This is a genomic window from Vibrio chagasii, from assembly GCA_041879415.1.
Classification (GTDB): Bacteria; Pseudomonadota; Gammaproteobacteria; order Enterobacterales; family Vibrionaceae; genus Vibrio.
The window spans coordinates 508,320-526,048 of the sequence record CP090852.1 but is presented as its reverse complement, the minus strand read 5'-3'; the positions used below and the strand labels follow the sequence as shown (position 1 = coordinate 526,048).

The window sequence follows — 17,729 nt, the reverse complement described above, 5'->3', positions numbered from 1 at the left end:
ATTATAAAACTAGAAGAATTCTGAGAGACAGTAAGAGTTGTAAAGGGGAAACTAAAGGTAATTTAAGCAGTTAGTGCACTAAGTCAAAGTATTAAAATTATCTTTGAAGATTGGGTTCGAGCTGAGGGAATAAATGATGAACTTGAGTTGGAGCGTGCAGCGGGAATCGAACCCGCATCATCAGCTTGGAAGGCTGAGGTAATAGCCATTATACGATGCACGCACACGGTCTTAAGAGTAAGACTGAGGCATTAAGAAGACTTGGAGCGTGCAGCGGGAATCGAACCCGCATCATCAGCTTGGAAGGCTGAGGTAATAGCCATTATACGATGCACGCACATCGTCTTAACGAGTTTGATAATGCCACATCTAACTGAAAACGAAACCTTTTTCTTCCATTTTTATTCTAAGTGCTCGCATAACCACCACTCCGCTAGTTTTTCAATCACGTCTGCTGTTTCGTGGTTGCATAAAGTGTGACTAAACTCTCGTTAAGCGCTCTGTCCTTAAATGTCATGACTACCGCTAGCTGTGGATGAGTTTTAATCTTGATTTATAAACCGCCGCATTGTTTGCTCTTTGCTCTGTATTTAACCTGAATTTTATGAATAATCTCGTTAACACACGCGGGTTTTTTGAGCAGACTTAACGGTCTGTTTATAACAATATGGATGCATAGATTTAACTTGTGAACAATTCTTATTATTCATAGGCTTAATCCTAAATGAGTAGAGTCATTCGTACTTTTGAGTGTTCGAAGAAAAAAGTGACGAATCTAGTTGATAAATTACGCAAAAACCTCGTCATTCCGTCTATCGTCTGGTACATTTGCCGCACATTTTGTTTCCCCTAAAATACCCATGCCTTCTCAGTACCGAATTAACAAAATTGTTGAAATTGGCGATACACTTCACCGCAGTGGTTGTGCTCCTTATAAGCTTGAAAAATATACACAGCATTATGCTAAAAAGCATGGTGTAGACGTCATGATTCAGGCAACACCGACCGCGATTAATTATCAATTTCCAGACGATAACAATGCCGTTATCCTCAAACGTCTAAAGCCAGCTTCAATTAACCTGAGTTTGTTGGCAAATACCATTATTCGTATCAATCAACCAAGCAGTGAACCTGTTCCAGAGCCGGTTGGATATTCTAAATGGATTACCGCACTGGCGAATATGGGGATTCCACCTGCCTATCTAATGTTGGTCGGCAGTACTTTAGAAGCGGTAGGCTTTTCTGCGTTACTTGGCTTGATGGTTTGGGTATGTCAGCAAGTTCTCCATTCACGCCGCGCGATTGCGGTTGAATTCATCTCTGCACTACTAACCGGTATTGCTGTGGCATTTTTGGCAAGCACAGGGTTACCGATTCCGGTATGGGCGTTGTGTATTGCCTCGATCGTTTTGTTTGTCCCCGGGTTATCCATAGCCAACGCACTGGAGTGTTTGGCCTTTAACGATTTAGTCTCTGGTACCAGCTTACTAGGGCAGAGTGCGTTAACACTGATAAAGCTGTTTGTTGGCATCATCATGGGCCTGAATATTGGTGAAGCAGTATGGGGACAAGCGGTATCCATTGATTACACCAATGCTGTGCCGACTTGGATGCATATCTCCGGTTTGGTGCTGATTTCTGTTTCTATCGGTGTGATGTTTAATGCGCGCCCAACCGATATCCTGTTAGGCTTGCCAGTTGCGGTTCTCGGTATGTGGGGACCATTCTATCTAGGTTTTGATAGTGGTTGGGTAGTGGGTACTTGGGTGACAACAGTATTGATTACGCTCTATGGAACTTGGATTGCGAAGAAGATGGATCTAACGGGTTCTATCTATATTGTTCAAGGGATCATTATCTTGGTTCCAGGTAGCCGTGTTCTAGTAAGTGCCAGTCAATCGGTATTTGAGCAGTCTATCTTACCGATTCCAAGTATCGGTTTATCGGCACTATTTATGTTCTCTGCGATCGTCGCTGGTCAAATCACGGCGTACTCCATTTACTCGCCTAAAGTTGAACGTTAAGCCGCTTTACTTATCGGAACCTTCTAAACAAACACAGCTTACTGCTGTGTTTGTTCGTTTTGGGGCCGCTCTTTCTTGCCACTAACTTATCTTGAAGCAATTGATTCGATTTATGCTCGCTAACCCGCTAAAGAGCCATTAAGATGAACGCAAATTCCATTTAAATGAAGTAGTAACGTATGTCTTTTCCTCCTTGCCCGCAATGTCAGTCTGAATATGTTTATCCAGACCAAAACAACTTAATCTGCCCTGAGTGTGCTTATGAGTGGAATCCAGAAGAAGAACGTTTGGAAAGAGAAGCTGCGCGAGTGAAAGACGTTAATGGCGTTGTGTTAGAGACTGGCGACAAAGTCACTTTCATCAAAGATTTAAAAGTAAAAGGCAGCTCTAGCGTGCTAAAAATTGGTACCAAAGCCGTAATTCGCCGCATCAACGAAGGTAAAGATCATCAGCTAGATTGCAAACTGGATGGTGGCGGTGAAATGCTTGTGACTGCGAAATACGTTAAAAAGCAGTAATCGGGATCTCAAAACGACATGGATATAGTCAAAGCCGATTTATCGTATTCAACAGCCTTTCATCATTATGTGAATGCTTGTGCTGAAGATGGGCTTGATATCTACACTGGTATTTCTGATAGCAGTGACGCTTATTTAAAAAGGCGTATTGCTTATTCTAAAGGTGAAGGCTTGCCAGAAGGTTGGACTCCAGCCTCTACCTATTTTTGTATCGACTGTGCCGAGATCCTTGGTGTGATTCGAGTTCGTCATGGAACGACTGATTACATCCATGACGTCATCGGACACATAGGTTATGAAACTTTGCCCCAAGCTAGAGGGCGAGGTGTTGCTAGCTATATGTTGTCTTGGATACAACATCATGCGCTAACAGAAAGCGCTATCATTACTTGTGAAAGTGGCAATATCGCTTCGAAGAAAGTGATTGAGAAGTGCGGTGGTAGGTTCTTGAGTACATTTTATTCAGAGCAAGACAAACACGAAGTATTGCGATATCAACTAGACCCTAAATAAACCTTATTTAAGCAAGACGCCCTAGTGACTTTTGGAGATATTTTGAAGTATTCAACAAGGCCCGCTCAATCATCAGATTATGAATTTCTGTTCGAGCTTAAAAAGGCCGCCGAGTTCGAACCGATCAAAGCCGTATTTGGTTGGGATGAACAAGTCCAGCGAGATATACACACCGAAGAGTGGGAAGAAGAAAGACCTGAGATTATTGAATTTCAAGGCAAAGCCATTGGCAGTGTGTTGCTGCAAGACAAAGGTGACCACTTCTACTTTTGTCGATTTTTCTTGCTGCCTGAATATCATGGCAAGGGGATTGGAAGCCAAGTTTTGACGGATTGTTTAGCCCACGCTTCAAAGCTTAATAAGCCAGTAGAGCTGTGTTATCTGCAAGGTAACCGCGTTGGGGAGTTGTATCTCCGATTTGGTTTTGAAATTACCTCGCAAAACGATCAGTTTGTGTATATGTGGCGTAAATAGACACCCATTCAAAATGAACACAGCGTGTCTGTAACTTGATAGGCACCTGACACCCATCTAACGTAAAATCTTGTAAAGCTCCCTATGCTTGATGACTAAGCGATTACACTTAGAACAGATTGAGCGTGAGGGAGTGTGCAATGAATTATTACCCAACTTCAGAAATCTTGGGTGAACAGAGGTTTGGTTTTGGGCCTAGATTGGGACAGGAAACCTATTATTCCCCTTTAGAGCAGTTGGATAAAAAGTCATTTGTTCATCAGTCCATTCAAGCTTTACCTACAACCGAATCTATTCTCATAACTATCGGTGAAAATCGTGAACAGCGAAAGAAAGCCAAGGGTGATGAGCAAAAGATGCAAGCAATGAAGAAAGAGGCACAGTCGTTTCTTCGAACTCATTATCGACAACAATCTCAAGCTCGCCACCTGCAAAGCGTTGAAACACCCTATGGTTTCCAAGAACGAATTATTCAGTTTTGGAGCAATCACTTTGCCATTTCGGTCGATAATCGAAAATTGATGCCCTTAGCGGCAAGCATTGAAAACGACGTGATTCGCCAGCATTGGAATGGAAACTTTGGCGATATGCTGATGGCGTCTTCCAAGCATCCGGCCATGCTTCTTTATCTGGATAATCAACTGTCTATTGGACCAAACTCAAAAATTGGTAAGCGTCGTGATAAGGGGCTGAATGAAAATCTCGCTCGTGAAATTTTAGAGCTCCACACCCTAGGCGTTGATAGCTCCTATAACCAACAGGATGTGATTGCCTTGGCGAAGGCGATTTCAGGCTGGGGGATAAAGTTCAAATCACCCAACACTGGTTTTCGCTTTGCTTCGGATTTACACGAACCGGGTACGATAACTCTACTTGGAAAAGCCTATTCCCAGTCAGGAGTCTTACAGGGCGAATCGTGTTTGCAAATGCTAGCTACCCATAAAGACACAGCGGGACATTTGGTTGATAAGCTTTGTCAGCATTTTATTGGTGATACGCCTAAAGAACTCTCGGAACAGATGGTTGCAGAGTATCTAAAAAGCGATGGTGATTTGCTACCTATTTACCGTTTGTTGCTGAACAGCAAGGAGGCGGGCACGCCTAGGCCTAATCGATTTAGACCACCTAAAGAGTGGTTATTTGCCGTGCTTCGTAGCGCTGACATTTCACTTAACGAAAAACAGGTACTGAATACTCTTAACACACTAGGCCAACCACCTTTTAAACCGGGTTCACCTGCAGGGTGGTCAGATCAAGACAGAGACTACAACAGCCCGTCGGCGTTAACACAACGTATGCAAGTGGCTAATCGACTTGCTTCGGCTGTTATCAAGTCTGCTAGAGCTGCAGGTGAAAAACCTAAGGTCGTGGTGGATAAAGTGATTGCGACTCTATACGGCGATGCTATTGATGAACACACCCAAATTGTATTAAGCAAAGCCGACAGCGCAGCCATGCAACTTTCTCTGTTGTGGCTAAGCCCACAGTTTCAATATCGTTAGGAATGGGTATGAAAAAGACAAACGGTTTGCAAAGTATCAATCGTCGCCAGTTTATGGGAATGGCTGCTGCAGTTGGTATGAGTGCGATGTTGCCATTTCCAAGTTTTGCCAAAACACGCTCAGAGAATATTTTTATTTGGGTCTCATTGCGTGGCGCTATGGATGGGCTAAACGTTGTGGTGCCATACGCTGACTCAGATTATTTGAGTTTAAGGCCAAGTATTGGATTGAAGCAGAGCCAGCTACTAAGACTAGACAGCTTTTTTGGGTTACACCCTTCGCTTAAAAACTGTCATCAATGGTATGAAAACAAAGAGCTTAGTTTTGTACATGCGTGCTCAACGGCTTATCGTGAGCGCTCGCATTTTGATGGTCAGAAGATACTAGAGAATGGTACCTCTGATCCTTACAACAAGGAGGGCTGGCTTAACCGCTTGCTAAGTCTTAGCTCAGAAAAATACGATGGTATTGCGATTGATTCTGGCTTGCCGCTTATCATGCAGGGTGAATCTAGCGTGGCAAGCTGGTATCCAAACCGACTAAAAACCCGCGATAAACAAACCGAGCTGCTTGAAGAGCTTTTCCAGAGTGATCAAATGCTGTCTGCTAACTTTGAAAGCGTCATGAAGATAGATGAGTTGGTCGGTGACCAAGGCGTTGGCAAACAATTTAAGTCATTGATGAGTAAAACAGGAGATATCTTATCTGCTGACAACGGACCAAACATTGCTGCGTTAGAGCTCGGCGGTTGGGATACCCACGCTAATCAAGGCAGCGTAAATGGTAGGTTAAGCAATCAACTTAAAACTCTGGATGCAGGCCTAGCAGCGCTTAAGGAGTCATTAGGCTCACGTTGGAACAATACGGTGATCATGGCTGCGAGTGAATTTGGTCGAACAGCGAAGGAAAATGGCACAAAAGGCACCGACCACGGCACTGGTAATGTCATGTTGGTTGCTGGTGGTGCGATGGCTAACAAGGCTTCAGGAGCATCGAGTTCAGATGCTTTTGGAGGGCAAGTTATCGCAAGCTGGCCGGGATTAAGCGCAAAGGATTTGTATCAAGGGAGAGACCTCAAACCAACCTGTGACATGCGAGGCGTGATAAAAGGCGTGCTTGGCGAGCACCTATCTATAAACACGGAGCAGCTAAACACCATCTTCCCTGATAGTGAAATGGTCAAGCCGCTGGGTATCATCGAGTAGGGCGCTTCGATTAATAATTAATGTAATAACGTGGGAGCAGACTTAATTTCGTTTAACCGTGAAATGATCTGCTCTTCAGTTTCCTTTAGCCAATCATAGCGTTTTGTGTACAAGCGGCGTTTGGTCTTTTTCAATGTGTCAGTGTCTTTACGAAGAGGCTTAGTGGGCAAAGAAAACCAGTGTTTATCGACCAAAGAGGCGCCATTTTCAGTCCATAGTGTGTTGTAATCAAACGAGATTGCTCCTCGTTTTGATCCGATATAGCGCATCGCTTGGTAGATATGACCTTTATTCGAAACTGCTAGAATCTCATCAACTTTCATGTAATTCGCAAACATAATTGCGAGCTCAACCATCAGTGACTTTGGCCTTAACCCGTGTAAGGAACGCGTTAGTTCTTTGATCTTATCCTGGCTACTGGTGATGCGCTTGTTTGTGCCTTGTAGGCAGCCGATGTGCATGGTGCGCTGCCCATTGTTATCAGAGATATTGAAGGTGACCGAGTAAATAGTCAGCCCAGTATTGGCTTCGACGAGTCTGATCCCCAAGGAGCCTTCACGAGACTCCCCTGAGAAAGTCTCAATCCTGAACTCATCTCCATTTCGATCTGCAAAGGTCAGAAGCTCAAAGTTAGAAAGGTGCAGATGCACTGTGTTTGGACCAAATGTTTGTTCTAAAAGTTCGAAGTGAGAATGCAGTAACGAAGCACGTGTTTTAGGTTTGATGGCAATACAGATGAATGGTTTGAGTGGCTTTTCAAAGATTTTAGGATTCTGCTCAAGAAGGTTTGAGAGATTGCTTTTCTCTTTAAGCTGATGCACTTTGCGAATGATCTTAGGGTTCATAACGCCCCATAGTGTAAAGCGCAGATTTTTCTTGATTCGGGTTAAACCTTTGGTGTTTGGGTGTACAGCATTGGAAAGCTCAACGATTTGACGAAAATTTTGCACGTTTACCTCAACTTAGAAAACAAAAAAGCATCGTTGAAAATAAAAAACGATGCTCCATAAAATGATAAGTAGGGGGGAGTGAAAAAATCGTGAAACTTGAACAAGTTAGTTTCTATCAATCAGGATAACTAATGCGATGGGGAAAACTCGAATAAGATGCTGATAAATAATAAAACTATCAGCTTTACTACAAAATAATGCCAGCTATATCAATATTTTATAAATTAACATTTTCGGTCTGATGTTTTAATGATAGGGTCGCCGAATATTTGTGTTTATTAAAATAAAGGCTTTGTATGAATAAGTTTCTGATTGTTGCGTTTGCCGTAGCCACAAGCATCTCGGGCTGTAAAAGTATTCCCAATTCGGCTACGGACACATTGTCAGAACCTCAAGGTAACGGGGCGTTAGCTATCGCGACCAACATCTCTAAGTATGACTCAACTTACCCATGCGAAACGTTTTCTTTTGATATACAAGAAAAAGTTGATGGTAAATTAGTAGATTCTGAACCACAAACCTTACGCGTATTTGTGTATGAAGATACGAAGTACGCACTGTTTGATGGTATCAAGCCGGGAAATTATGTATTAACGCAGTTTCGATGCAATATGCGTCGTGGTCTTGTTGCCAATGATGGAAGATCGTTTCTTAGTCTTGATCTAAAGACTGAGCACACCATAAAGGCTAATACTATAACGATGTCTTCTAACTTTATTCACGCGACTCAAGACGAAGATCGTTCCTTTGCTTTACACGTTGGTTTTTGGCAACCGGATGATGCTGTGCATTTTCAAAATCTACTGACGAACGAAGTGAGTAACAAATGGGAAGTGAGTGGCTTTGAAGGTTAGTTAAGTTCATCAATATGGCAGCTTCCTTTGCTGCCATAGTTGCTGTGATTTATCGGATTATTTTAATGCTAGTGCTAAGCCAAACGTTACCAATCCAAATCCACACGCTTGGTTGAGCCTTTTCTTGGCTTTCAACAAGTGTTTTTGCAAAGTCTTCGAAGTAAATAACATTGCGACAATTCCAAACCACAAGCCGTGAAGAATAATCATATAAAGCCCATAACCGAGTGCAACATGTTGGTTTTCAGCGTTAGGTGAGATGACTTGGCTAAAAATGCTTAAGAAGAACAGCATGGTTTTAGGGTTAAGCACGTTGCACAAAAAGCCTTGCGCTAAATAGCGCCAAGTACTGATGTTCTCTGATGCTCCTTCCATAGGGGTAAGTTTGTTGTCTGCGCCTAGTATTCCCTTGATTCCAAGGTAAATAAGGTAAGCGGCACCTGCGTAACGAATGATGTCAAAAAGTTGCTCATTCTGTGAAATTAAGTAACTGATACCTAGCATTGAATAACTAATATGAACACAAATCGCTAGGCTTACCCCTAGCGCTGTCCAAATACCAGCTTGCCTACCTTGATTAACGCTATTCTTCAGAACTAAAACGAAGTCAGCGCCAGGGCTTATGACAATCAATAGTCCCAACACTGCTAAGCTTAACCACTCCATAAATACTCCAACTCTCTTATTTGATGAGCAGCCATTGTATGGTTTTTATTTGCTACCTATAATCGAAATGAAATCGACAAAACTGTGAGAAAAAATCACACATGAGGCATCTTAAAGCATTTCATGTTTTTCATGTTGCCGCGCATTCGATGAGTTACAGCGAAGCGGCAGACAAGCTGAACATTACCCATGGTGCGGTGAGCAAACAGATCAAGGTGTTAGAAAGCCACCTGTCACAAACTCTGTTTTATAAGCAGGGGCGCAATGTGTGTTTGACCAAAGAGGGTGAGCTGCTAAAAGGCTACACAGAGCAAGCGTTTCAGGCGTTGGACACAGGTATCCAAAAGCTCAACCAACTGAACAACCACGCACTCGAGGTGTCGTGTGAGCCAACATTAACCATGCGTTGGTTGATGCCTCGTTTAGGCGATTTTTACGCTGAGTCGGGTATTGATGTTCGTTTGTCGACTGCTGGTGGGGCTGTGAGTCTAGATGCGACGGGGCTCGATATGGCAATTCGACGGGATGATTTTAAGCTAACCGAGAGCTATAAACAGACACCATTAGTTGAAGAGTGGGTTGGGCCCGTTTGTTCTCCTGAATACTGGCAACAGATAAAGGAGAATTTGGGTGATATGAAGTTATTGCACAGCAGTACTCGACTGAATGCCTGGGCGCATTGGATGTCTATCACAAAAGACACAATAGACAGCGAGGCCTTATCACAAGTAGCAATGAACCAAACATTCGCACACTTCTACTTTTGCTTTCAGGCGGCTGTTGATGGGTTAGGAATTGCACTTGGGTCTTACCCACTTGTCGCCGATGATATTGAAAGAGGCAACTTGATCGCTCCGTTTGGCTTTGTACCTTCTGGTCATCAGTACATATTGCTCACACAAGACAGCGAACAAGATGATTCAGGCCACTTGTTCGTAACTTGGCTGAAGAGTGAGCTGTCGCAGTGTGTTCCAGCTATTGAACCAACGTCTCCCAAAGGCAAAAGCTAATTGACTCTTGATGCCGAGTGTTTAGCAAGCTCATGGGGTGGCACACCGAACGCTTTCTTAAACGCATTGGTGAAGTTTGAAGGATGTTGATAGCCCGCTTCATAGGCCGCTTCGGTGATTGAAACTAAGCCTCGCTCTAAATGCAAACGTGCGATATCTAGGCGTCGGTGGCGAATATAGCCGTTGATGGTTAGGTTGTAAGATTGCTTAAAGCGGCGCTGTAAATTGGAGACACTCATTGAGAACCGACGAGCGATACTTTCAAGGCTGAGCGGCTGATCCAGGTTGATTTCAATGTAGCTGATGATGTCTTCTATCTTTCCATCGAACCCTTTTTCGGCCTTAACTTGGCTATCGTTTTCAGCAAAACCACTGTTTTTATTCGTGCTATTTTGGCTAACGTTTATATTTTCAGTGGAGCACTCTTGGCAACATTGGAGCGGCATTTGAGACAAAGTTTGAGCAAGTAACTGTTGAGTCAGCGTCTCGACCATAAGCTTGTCCTGAAAGTTGGTTGGTGTCGCTTGGCTTGTAAGCGTGCTAGCGAGTTGAATGATGTCAGTGTTGATCTGAATATCGTAACAAGCCTTATGTGAATCTAAGAATGACTTACTTGAACAGTGATCACTCAAACGTGTTTTAATCCATTGTGGTTTAACCAAGATATTGATCTTATTCATTTTGTTATCTTGAATTAACGAACGTCTAAAGTTGGCTGGTTTGGCTAAGTTCACGACCACGCCTTGTGGTCCATTGCTGGCATCGAGGTCGAACTCCAAATCGTCGTAGCCAAAGGTGAGTTTTCCTTCGAGAAGGATAGTAATCAAAATAGCGGAGTGAGCCGTAGATACGATATTACTGTCGACCAGTTCGATACAGCGACCACCATGCACAAAAATTTGGTCGTTGTATTGGTAAGAAAGAAACTTCCCCTCAGCGAGTGAAGTCTGCTTAGTTTGACCTTGTGTCACGATGATCTGCTTTTCAGTCTGTTCTAGCTTTTTGGTGAGAGCGACCTTCTTGGTTAATGTAGACTTTTTGGCTGTTACATTCGCTTTCGCCACAGTCGTTTCGGCAAGTTTAGTTTGCTCTGACGTTACTTCACCCATTTGACTTTTCCTCATAACAGCTATGCGTTTTCGCATAAGCAAATCATCTGTGCATTTATAAATTACAACTCTATCATATTTGCGAATTATTATCATTTACATCTAGGATTGAATTTATGGAAAGCCCAGTCAGCTCAACAATCAAGCTTTCAGCCCTCTGTATTGCTATAGCCAGTGCGGTTAGTAGCCCTGTGATAGCAGAAGAGAACACATCGCACTTTGATGAAGTGGTGGTGTGGGGGACGAAAGTATCAAGCAATACTGAATCGATCATTGCCGACGATATGTCACTTAAGCAAGCTGACCATATGTCTGATCTACTACGTGAGATTCCGGGTGTTGATGTTGGCGGCACGCACTCGGTGAACCAAAGGATTACGATTCGTGGCTTGAGCGAAACGGACCTCGATATTCGACTTGATGGCGCTTCTCAGCACGCCAACATGTTCCACCATATTGGCAACCTCACGCTTAACCCAGACATTTTGAAATCGGCCGATATCCAAGTAGGTAACAACTCAGTCACGCAAAATGGACTCGGTGGCTCTGTGTTGTTTGAAACTAAAGATGCAAAAGACCTTCTTCGTTATGACGAAAGATTCGGAACTCGTGTCTATGGCGGTTATGCCACTAACGCCAGTCAACAAGGCTCTTTAACTGTGTATGGCTTATTGTCGGATAACGTTGATGCCATGCTCTATAGCCACTACATGAGCCGTGATAACTTTGAAGATGGTGACGGCAATGAGACCTTTGGTTCAGAAGGGGACGTATACAACATTCTTGGTAAGATTGGTTTTGAACCGAGCGACTTGCACCGTTTTGAACTCGCTTATGATCTCTACCGCGATAGCGGCGATTACAGCCCGCGCCCGGATATGTCGGGTGGCGCTAATGAAGGTCTGTCTAACGATATTCTGATCCCAACCGATTACGACCGTGACACCGTCACTGCAAGCTATGAGCTACGTGGCGATACTCATCAAGGTGACGTGACGCTTTACAACACTCAAACTGAAATTAAGCGTGATGAAACTGTTATGGCACCACGCTGGCCTTCGAACCGTTTGTCTAAAAACACGGCAAAGAATCAGAACTTTGGCGTGAATGCTAAGTTCCAGTCGGACTATCGTTTGATGTCGTTTGATAATGTTGCGACTTACGGTTTTGATTACATGGACAAGTCATCAAGCAGTTATTACGGCAGCAGTAAGTTTATGGATGAGTCGGCCATTTCTACCGCGCTTTTTGTTGAAGACCAGTTCTACTTTACTCAAGCCTTCTCGATCACAGCGGGTATTCGCTTTGATGATTATCAGCGTAAAGCAGAGACAGGAAATGACGATTTCGATGATGTAACTTGGTCTTTAGCGACGCAATGGGACGTGACACAAGATTGGACGCTGTTTGCGAGCACACGTTCGCTATTTAAAGGCCCAGAGTTGATGGAGACCTTTATTGCGTATCAAGATGCCGCATACTTAGCGGATGATATCAAAGCTGAAACAGGGCAGAACACACAAGGTGGCGTGCGTTTCGACAAGCGTATTGATGATCACTTTGTTGGTGCGAACCTAACTGTATTCCAAACCAATATTGATGATTACATTGCAGAAGAGTACCAGCGTGCGAGCCAAAGTTACTTGATCTACAACTTAGGCGACGTGGAGATCAAAGGCTTTGAAGCAAGCTTGTCTTACGGCTACGAGATGTTTAACAGTAAACTTTCTTATGCACGTTCAGATACTAAAAACAAAGACACAGGCGGCGCTGTCGCGGGTGGAAATGGTCGCAGTATTGATATGGGCGATAGCATCACGTTGACTCTGGATTATCAGTCTGAAGCGCTTGAAACGATCTTTGGGTGGAACTCGATGTTTGTTAAAGACGAAGATAACGTATTTGATGGTCAGCCAATTAAAGAAGGTTACGACGTGCATAACCTTTACGCTCAATGGGTACCATCAACAGTCGATGGACTGTCTGTTACCTTTGGTATCGACAACGTGTTTGATGAGCAATACACCTCACACGCATCTCGTTCAGGTACGGCGAGAGGCTTTACGCTAGATGACTATGAACCTGGCCGTAACTACAAGCTTTCTGCCGCGTATCAGTTCTAGGTACGAGGAACGAAATAGGTTCAGTTAGAGTGATAAACTAGCGGTCGTAGGGATCCGCGAAGTTTATTGCCCGAAACTGAAGCTATCCGTTTAAGCCATTCGTTGAAGTGAATAGTGGAAAGAAAAGCGCCTGTCGAGCAAGGAATCGACAGGCGCTTTAGTTTTTATTGCTAGAAAGGTTACATGGGCTTAATACAAATTACTCAATGGGCAGAGACAATACACCACCATTGAGCTCGACTTGCTTCAGCCACTCTTTTGGAATCGCACCGTCTTCTTCGTAGAAACAAGCCGCTAATACCGCGCCAATCACAATCGCACGTCCACAACTATCACCACCACATAAGATGTTATCTCTAATACCTTGTTTAAAGCTTTGAGCGCCTGCAATGATGCGAATCATCAGCGGGAACGCGGCGCTTAATTCACAATGCAATCCAAATTTCTTTGCGGCCTCGGTGATTGAAAGTTCAGGTTCGGCTAGTGCTTCATCGATTTGATCATGTATAAACTTGCTGCAGGTCTGTCTTACCATCTCTACCGATTGTGATGGCGAATTACCTTGTATCGAGGCTTGAATCAGCAGGGTAATAGCCTGCGCCCACTCGACGGCTTTGTCGTTGTTATTAGTCACTCGAACCGCGCTTTCGACCATCGCTGGTAAGGTGTGAGAAGTATAAGTACAAGCCACTAATGGGATGATTTTTGAAATAGCTGGTAATTGCGTGTCATCAGCGCCACAGGCTGTGATGGGGGCATTGGCCAGTTCCAGTTGGTGTATGTTCAGCAAGCTCATGCGCGTTGCTTTATCTATGTAACCTTGCCAACTGCCGCCGAAATCAAACCAGAAGCGGAAATGCTTGATGTAGCATGCTTCATCGTATTGTTGATTGTCGACTAGGCTATCGACCATCGCTAATAGTTGAGCGCCGTATTGTGATTGGTCGCCTGCGGATTTTCCTTGGTGAGCAAAATAGCCTTTATCTTGATAATCGGACTCGTTTGGCGAACGAAACTCAGGCTCGAAACCCGCTACCTGCAAGATCCTCTCTTGATCATATAACCAATGCAGCCCCATAGAGGCAGCGTCCCCGACTAATGCACCGACAACGGCATAAAACGCTCGTTCTTTATGATTGTCCATGTTGGTTTGACCTTTGAGAGAGTCCGATGGGATTTGGTATTCAAAGTATAGTAATTAAATGAAGGGTTTGCTGTGTTTTAGACGAGAGTTTTGAAATGATTAATCCTGATTGGTCAATGAGTTAAACCAATCAGGATAAGCTGATGAATATTATAGGCTAGGGTAAGAAAAGGTCACTGAAATGCTGTAGAAACAATAGGGTGACTAGGTGCAAATTAGCGGTTGAGATAAGCACTTGAGCGTTGTTCTATCTTTCTGAAAATACGCGAGAGAGTAAAGCATAATGCGAAGTAAACCGCGCCAACAATCAGCCAGATTTCAAAGATCAAACCGGATGAGTTGGCCATCTCGGTGCCAACGAAGGTCATTTCTTGAATCGAAATCAGAGACACAATCGAGGTGTCTTTTACCAACGAAATTGCTTGGCCAGCCAAAGGTGGTGTAATCGCGGTTAATACCTGTGGGCCTATCACATATCGATATTTTGAGAAGACGGATAAACCAAGTGAGTCCGCCGCTTCCCATTGGCCTTTAGGAATGCTTTCCAAGCCAGCGCGAATCACTTCAGCGATATACGCCGAAGAGAGTAGACCAATACAGATAACCCCAGAAGCTAAGTTTTCCCAAAGGTTGGCTGGGCCAAATAGAAAGGCTTGCAGCTGGTTAATATCGCCATTGTGTTCACGTAGAAGGGTTTCTAAACCAAGCAAAGGAATCAGCTGGTTAGAGACAAAAAAGTAAAAGATAAACACAAAAACCAGTGGTGGAATATTTCGAACCAATTGGATGAAAAGCAGAGCTGGTGTTTTAAATAGAGCGATCTTAGAGTGTCTTGCGACCCCAAGCAGGGTACCGAAAGATAAGGCCAACACCATACTCCACAAACTTAAACGTAGTGTTGCGACTAGGCCTTGGAAGAAGTAAGGGATGCTACCTTGAGAAGGTGGAATGAAGATCAGCGTGAACGCGTCTTCCCATCGCCACTGATAGTTAATGCCGACAGCAGAGCGATAATAAAGCCAACCTGCAAACGCACAAATGATGGCAAATAACACACCATCCAATAGATTGAGGCGTTGATACCAAGGCTTCATGTGAAGGTTGGGCTTGGGCGTTGATAATGCGCTAGTACTACTCACGTCATTCCTGTTTAAACAATGATTATTAATGTGTTGTGAGAATGGGCTATGAATTCATTGCTATCTCGGGTGTATCTTAAAAGGCAGTACCAGCAAGGTGCTGCCTTGATTAGTTCTTTAGCTTCTAATTAACCGTCGATTACTGACCTTGAGCAATCTGATCTTGCCAATCTAGAGTAGAGAACCAGTACTCGTAACGTTCTTTCAACCAACCGTCTTCAGTACGAGCTTTGATCCACTCGTTGAAGAACTCCGCTTTGTCCGTTTCACCCAGGCGAACAGCAAATGCTTCGTTACCTTTTGATAGACGTTCATCAAATGGAATGAATAGCGTGTCAGCGTTCTTGATTGCTTCGTGTTCTGGCTTAGGGCTAGAAGCGATAACCGCGTGTGCATTGCCGTTTAGTACTTCTTGGAACGCTTGAGCGTCGTCATCGAACTGAAGTACTTTCGCTTTCGGGAAGGTTTCACGAGCAACTTGAACTGTGAAGGCGCCACGACGAGCTGCAATTTTCACTCGACGAGAGTCGAAATCCGAAATCTTGTTGAAGCCTTCTGCTAGCTCTTTGTTAGCCGCCAGTTGAACACCAGAGTGAGAATATGGTTCAGTAAAAAGAACACTCTTAGCGCGCGCTTCAGTAATCGACATACCGCCAATGATTACGTCAAACTTATTCGATAACAGTGAAGGGATAATGCCATCCCATGCTGTCGGTACAAATTCAACTTTCCAGCCTGAATCCTCAGCAAGGCGTTTTGCAACATCGATTTCAAAGCCGACAAGATCGCCTTGTTTGTTACGCATTGCCCAAGGAACAAAAGTCGACATGCCAACACGTAGAGAGCCACGCTCGTTGATTTTGTCTAGGTTAGGCGTTTCAGACGCAAGTGCAGGCAAACTTACGGCAAGCGCAAGTAAAGCAGTGATAGCGGTTTTAAATAGCTTCATGCTGATAAATCCTTATTGTGTTCGCCAGTTAGCTCCGAGCTTATGCTCAAGCCAAGCTGCAACGGCAGAAAGTGAAAGTGTAAGTGCAAGATAAATGATTGCCACAGAGAACCAGATCTCAAATGGCATCGCAGTTTCAGAAACAATGTTTCTGGCCTCGGTTGTTAGGTCGAAAATAGCCATGACACTCACAATCGAAGAGTTTTTGATAAGGGAGATCACTTCGTTGGTCAGAGGTGGCAACGTGCGTTGTACCACTTGAGGAAGAATCACATCCCAATAAGTATAGGTCTTTGATAAGCCCAAAGATTGAGCGGCTTCAAACTGTCCTTTAGAAATACTATTTAACCCAGCACGAAATATCTCAGCGGTGTATGCCCCTTGGAAAAGTGCCAAGGCTAAAACAGCCGTGCTAAATCGATCCAGACCGATAACAGGGCCGAATACAAAATAGAGCAGGTAAATTTGCACCAACAGTGGTGTATTACGAATCAATTCCACATAGCTGGTGGCGAGGGTGCGACCAACCACTGAATTGGAATTACGTAATAGGGCTGTGGTTAAGCCAATTACCAGTGTTGCAACTAAAGAAATCAGAGAGATATTGATGGTAACGAGTAGTCCTTCCATCAACTCTGCAGGCCACCATTCACCATCTTCATAGAAGGCGATGTAGTCAGGTACTCGCTCCCATTGCCAGCTGTATCCCATCGCCTGAGCGCCAGAATCGAGGATCCATACAACGGCTGCCGCAAGCACCACAATTTGTACCAAGGCGGAGAGGGCGGGTTTCACTATTTTCAGCAGCATCAGTAAGTCAGAATCTGATTTAGGAACGCTTGAGTACGTTCGTGTTGAGGATTTTCGAACAGGCTCTGTGGCGTATTAGATTCCACGATCTGTCCTTCGTCCATAAAGATGACTCGGTCGGCAACGCGTTTTGCAAAGCCCATTTCGTGTGTCACGCACACCATGGTAATACCTTCACTTGCCAGTTCGACCATTACATCCAGTACTTCATTGATCATTTCCGGATCAAGAGCAGATGTCGGTTCATCGAATAGCAGTAGTTCTGGCTTCATACAAAGAGAGCGCGCAATTGCCACACGTTGTTGTTGGCCGCCTGAAAGTTGAGCCGGGTACTTATTCGCTTGCTCTGCGATGTGTACACACTCGAGATAATGCATGGCGGTTTTCTCTGCTTCTTCTTTGCTTTTTTTGAGCGTACGAATAGGAGACAGAGTCAAGTTTTCGAGCACAGTAAGATGGGGGAATAAATGGAAGTGCTGAAACACCATTCCAACTTGGCCTGGTGTGTTGAACTTGCAGGGAAGCGACTGTTCTAACACGGAAAGTTCGCCACTTTCGAACGGTTCTAGCTGATTGATACAGCGGATAAGAGTGGATTTACCAGAACCAGATGGTCCGCAAATCACCACAATCTCTCCCTGTTCAATATTTAGATCGATATCTTTTAGGGCATGAAAATCACCATACCACTTGTTAAGTGACTTAAACTTAACCATTTCCTTAAGATTGTTCAAATCGT

General features: G+C 44.1%; 17 protein-coding genes and 2 tRNA genes. 9 read left to right on the top strand and 10 right to left on the bottom strand.

The annotated features are described in order from the left end of the window. Positions 1–148: 148 nt before the first annotated feature. Positions 149–223: transfer RNA gene (locus L0991_16375), tRNA-Gly, on the bottom strand. Between the two features lie 39 nt (positions 224–262). Beyond that, a tRNA-Gly gene (locus L0991_16370) sits at positions 263–337 on the bottom strand. A 523-nt stretch (positions 338–860) separates the two neighbouring features. On the opposite strand from L0991_16370, the gene L0991_16365 reads away from it, so the two are divergent. From L0991_16365 to L0991_16340, 6 genes are all read left to right on the top strand, one after another. Continuing rightward, positions 861–2,024, top strand: coding sequence for a threonine/serine exporter family protein (locus L0991_16365; protein ID XGB65466.1), 1,164 nt, complete (start codon positions 861–863; stop codon positions 2,022–2,024). A 179-nt stretch (positions 2,025–2,203) separates the two neighbouring features. Next, positions 2,204–2,542 carry a PhnA domain-containing protein gene (locus tag L0991_16360; GenBank protein ID XGB65108.1) on the top strand — a complete coding sequence of 113 codons (339 nt, stop codon included), beginning with the start codon at positions 2,204–2,206 and terminating at the stop codon, positions 2,540–2,542. An 18-nt stretch (positions 2,543–2,560) separates the two neighbouring features. Beyond that, positions 2,561–3,055 carry a GNAT family N-acetyltransferase gene (locus L0991_16355; GenBank protein ID XGB65107.1) on the top strand — a complete coding sequence of 165 codons (495 nt, stop codon included), beginning with the start codon at positions 2,561–2,563 and terminating at the stop codon, positions 3,053–3,055. Positions 3,056–3,097: 42 nt separating this feature from the next. Further along, positions 3,098–3,529 carry a GNAT family N-acetyltransferase gene (locus tag L0991_16350; GenBank protein XGB65106.1) on the top strand — a complete coding sequence of 144 codons (432 nt, stop codon included), beginning with the start codon at positions 3,098–3,100 and terminating at the stop codon, positions 3,527–3,529. A 140-nt stretch (positions 3,530–3,669) separates the two neighbouring features. Further along, positions 3,670–5,031 (top strand): DUF1800 domain-containing protein, encoded by a 1,362-nt coding sequence (locus L0991_16345; GenBank protein ID XGB65105.1) that lies wholly within the window; start codon positions 3,670–3,672, stop codon positions 5,029–5,031. An 8-nt stretch (positions 5,032–5,039) separates the two neighbouring features. Beyond that, positions 5,040–6,236: a DUF1501 domain-containing protein gene (locus L0991_16340; protein ID XGB65104.1), complete on the top strand. Its 1,197-nt coding sequence runs from the start codon at positions 5,040–5,042 to the stop codon at positions 6,234–6,236. 17 nt (positions 6,237–6,253) lie between these two features. On the opposite strand, the gene L0991_16335 is transcribed toward L0991_16340, so the two are convergent. After that, the gene (locus L0991_16335; protein XGB65103.1) at positions 6,254–7,186 is read right to left on the bottom strand and encodes a VirK/YbjX family protein; all 933 of its coding nucleotides are present in this window, start codon (positions 7,184–7,186) and stop codon (positions 6,254–6,256) included. 296 nt (positions 7,187–7,482) lie between these two features. On the opposite strand from L0991_16335, the gene L0991_16330 reads away from it, so the two are divergent. Beyond that, entirely contained in the window at positions 7,483–8,040 is a 558-nt protein-coding gene (locus tag L0991_16330; protein ID XGB65102.1) for a hypothetical protein, read from the top strand. Between the two features lie 57 nt (positions 8,041–8,097). Here L0991_16330 and L0991_16325 read toward each other — a convergent pair whose 3' ends face one another. Further along, complete coding sequence (locus tag L0991_16325; GenBank protein XGB65101.1) at positions 8,098–8,706, bottom strand: LysE family translocator; 609 nt, start codon at positions 8,704–8,706, stop codon at positions 8,098–8,100. Between the two features lie 101 nt (positions 8,707–8,807). Between L0991_16325 and L0991_16320 the strand changes: the two genes are divergently transcribed. Further along, complete coding sequence (locus L0991_16320; GenBank protein XGB65100.1) at positions 8,808–9,716, top strand: LysR substrate-binding domain-containing protein; 909 nt, start codon at positions 8,808–8,810, stop codon at positions 9,714–9,716. On the opposite strand, the gene L0991_16315 is transcribed toward L0991_16320, so the two are convergent. Continuing rightward, the gene (locus L0991_16315; GenBank protein XGB65099.1) at positions 9,713–10,921 is read right to left on the bottom strand and encodes an AraC family transcriptional regulator; all 1,209 of its coding nucleotides are present in this window, start codon (positions 10,919–10,921) and stop codon (positions 9,713–9,715) included. The genes L0991_16320 and L0991_16315 overlap by 4 nt on opposite strands. 20 nt (positions 10,922–10,941) lie before the next feature. Here L0991_16315 and L0991_16310 point away from each other — a divergent pair, with 20 nt between their 5' ends. Beyond that, complete coding sequence (locus tag L0991_16310) at positions 10,942–12,948, top strand: TonB-dependent siderophore receptor (GenBank protein ID XGB65098.1); 2,007 nt, start codon at positions 10,942–10,944, stop codon at positions 12,946–12,948. A gap of 199 nt (positions 12,949–13,147) precedes the next feature. Here the strand turns inward: L0991_16310 and L0991_16305 are convergent, their stop codons facing one another. The 5 genes from L0991_16305 to L0991_16285 form a co-directional block, all read right to left on the bottom strand. Beyond that, the gene (locus tag L0991_16305; GenBank protein ID XGB65097.1) at positions 13,148–14,092 is read right to left on the bottom strand and encodes an ADP-ribosylglycohydrolase family protein; all 945 of its coding nucleotides are present in this window, start codon (positions 14,090–14,092) and stop codon (positions 13,148–13,150) included. A 215-nt stretch (positions 14,093–14,307) separates the two neighbouring features. Further along, positions 14,308–15,231, bottom strand: coding sequence for an amino acid ABC transporter permease (locus tag L0991_16300; protein ID XGB65096.1), 924 nt, complete (start codon positions 15,229–15,231; stop codon positions 14,308–14,310). A 139-nt stretch (positions 15,232–15,370) separates the two neighbouring features. Further along, entirely contained in the window at positions 15,371–16,180 is an 810-nt protein-coding gene (locus L0991_16295; protein XGB65095.1) for a transporter substrate-binding domain-containing protein, read from the bottom strand. A gap of 12 nt (positions 16,181–16,192) precedes the next feature. Continuing rightward, positions 16,193–16,990 carry an amino acid ABC transporter permease gene (locus L0991_16290; GenBank protein ID XGB65094.1) on the bottom strand — a complete coding sequence of 266 codons (798 nt, stop codon included), beginning with the start codon at positions 16,988–16,990 and terminating at the stop codon, positions 16,193–16,195. After that, a complete protein-coding gene (locus L0991_16285; GenBank protein ID XGB65093.1) occupies positions 16,990–17,706 on the bottom strand; it encodes an amino acid ABC transporter ATP-binding protein in 717 nt (238 codons plus the stop codon). The genes L0991_16290 and L0991_16285 overlap by 1 nt, the downstream gene beginning before the upstream one ends. Positions 17,707–17,729 lie beyond the last annotated feature (23 nt).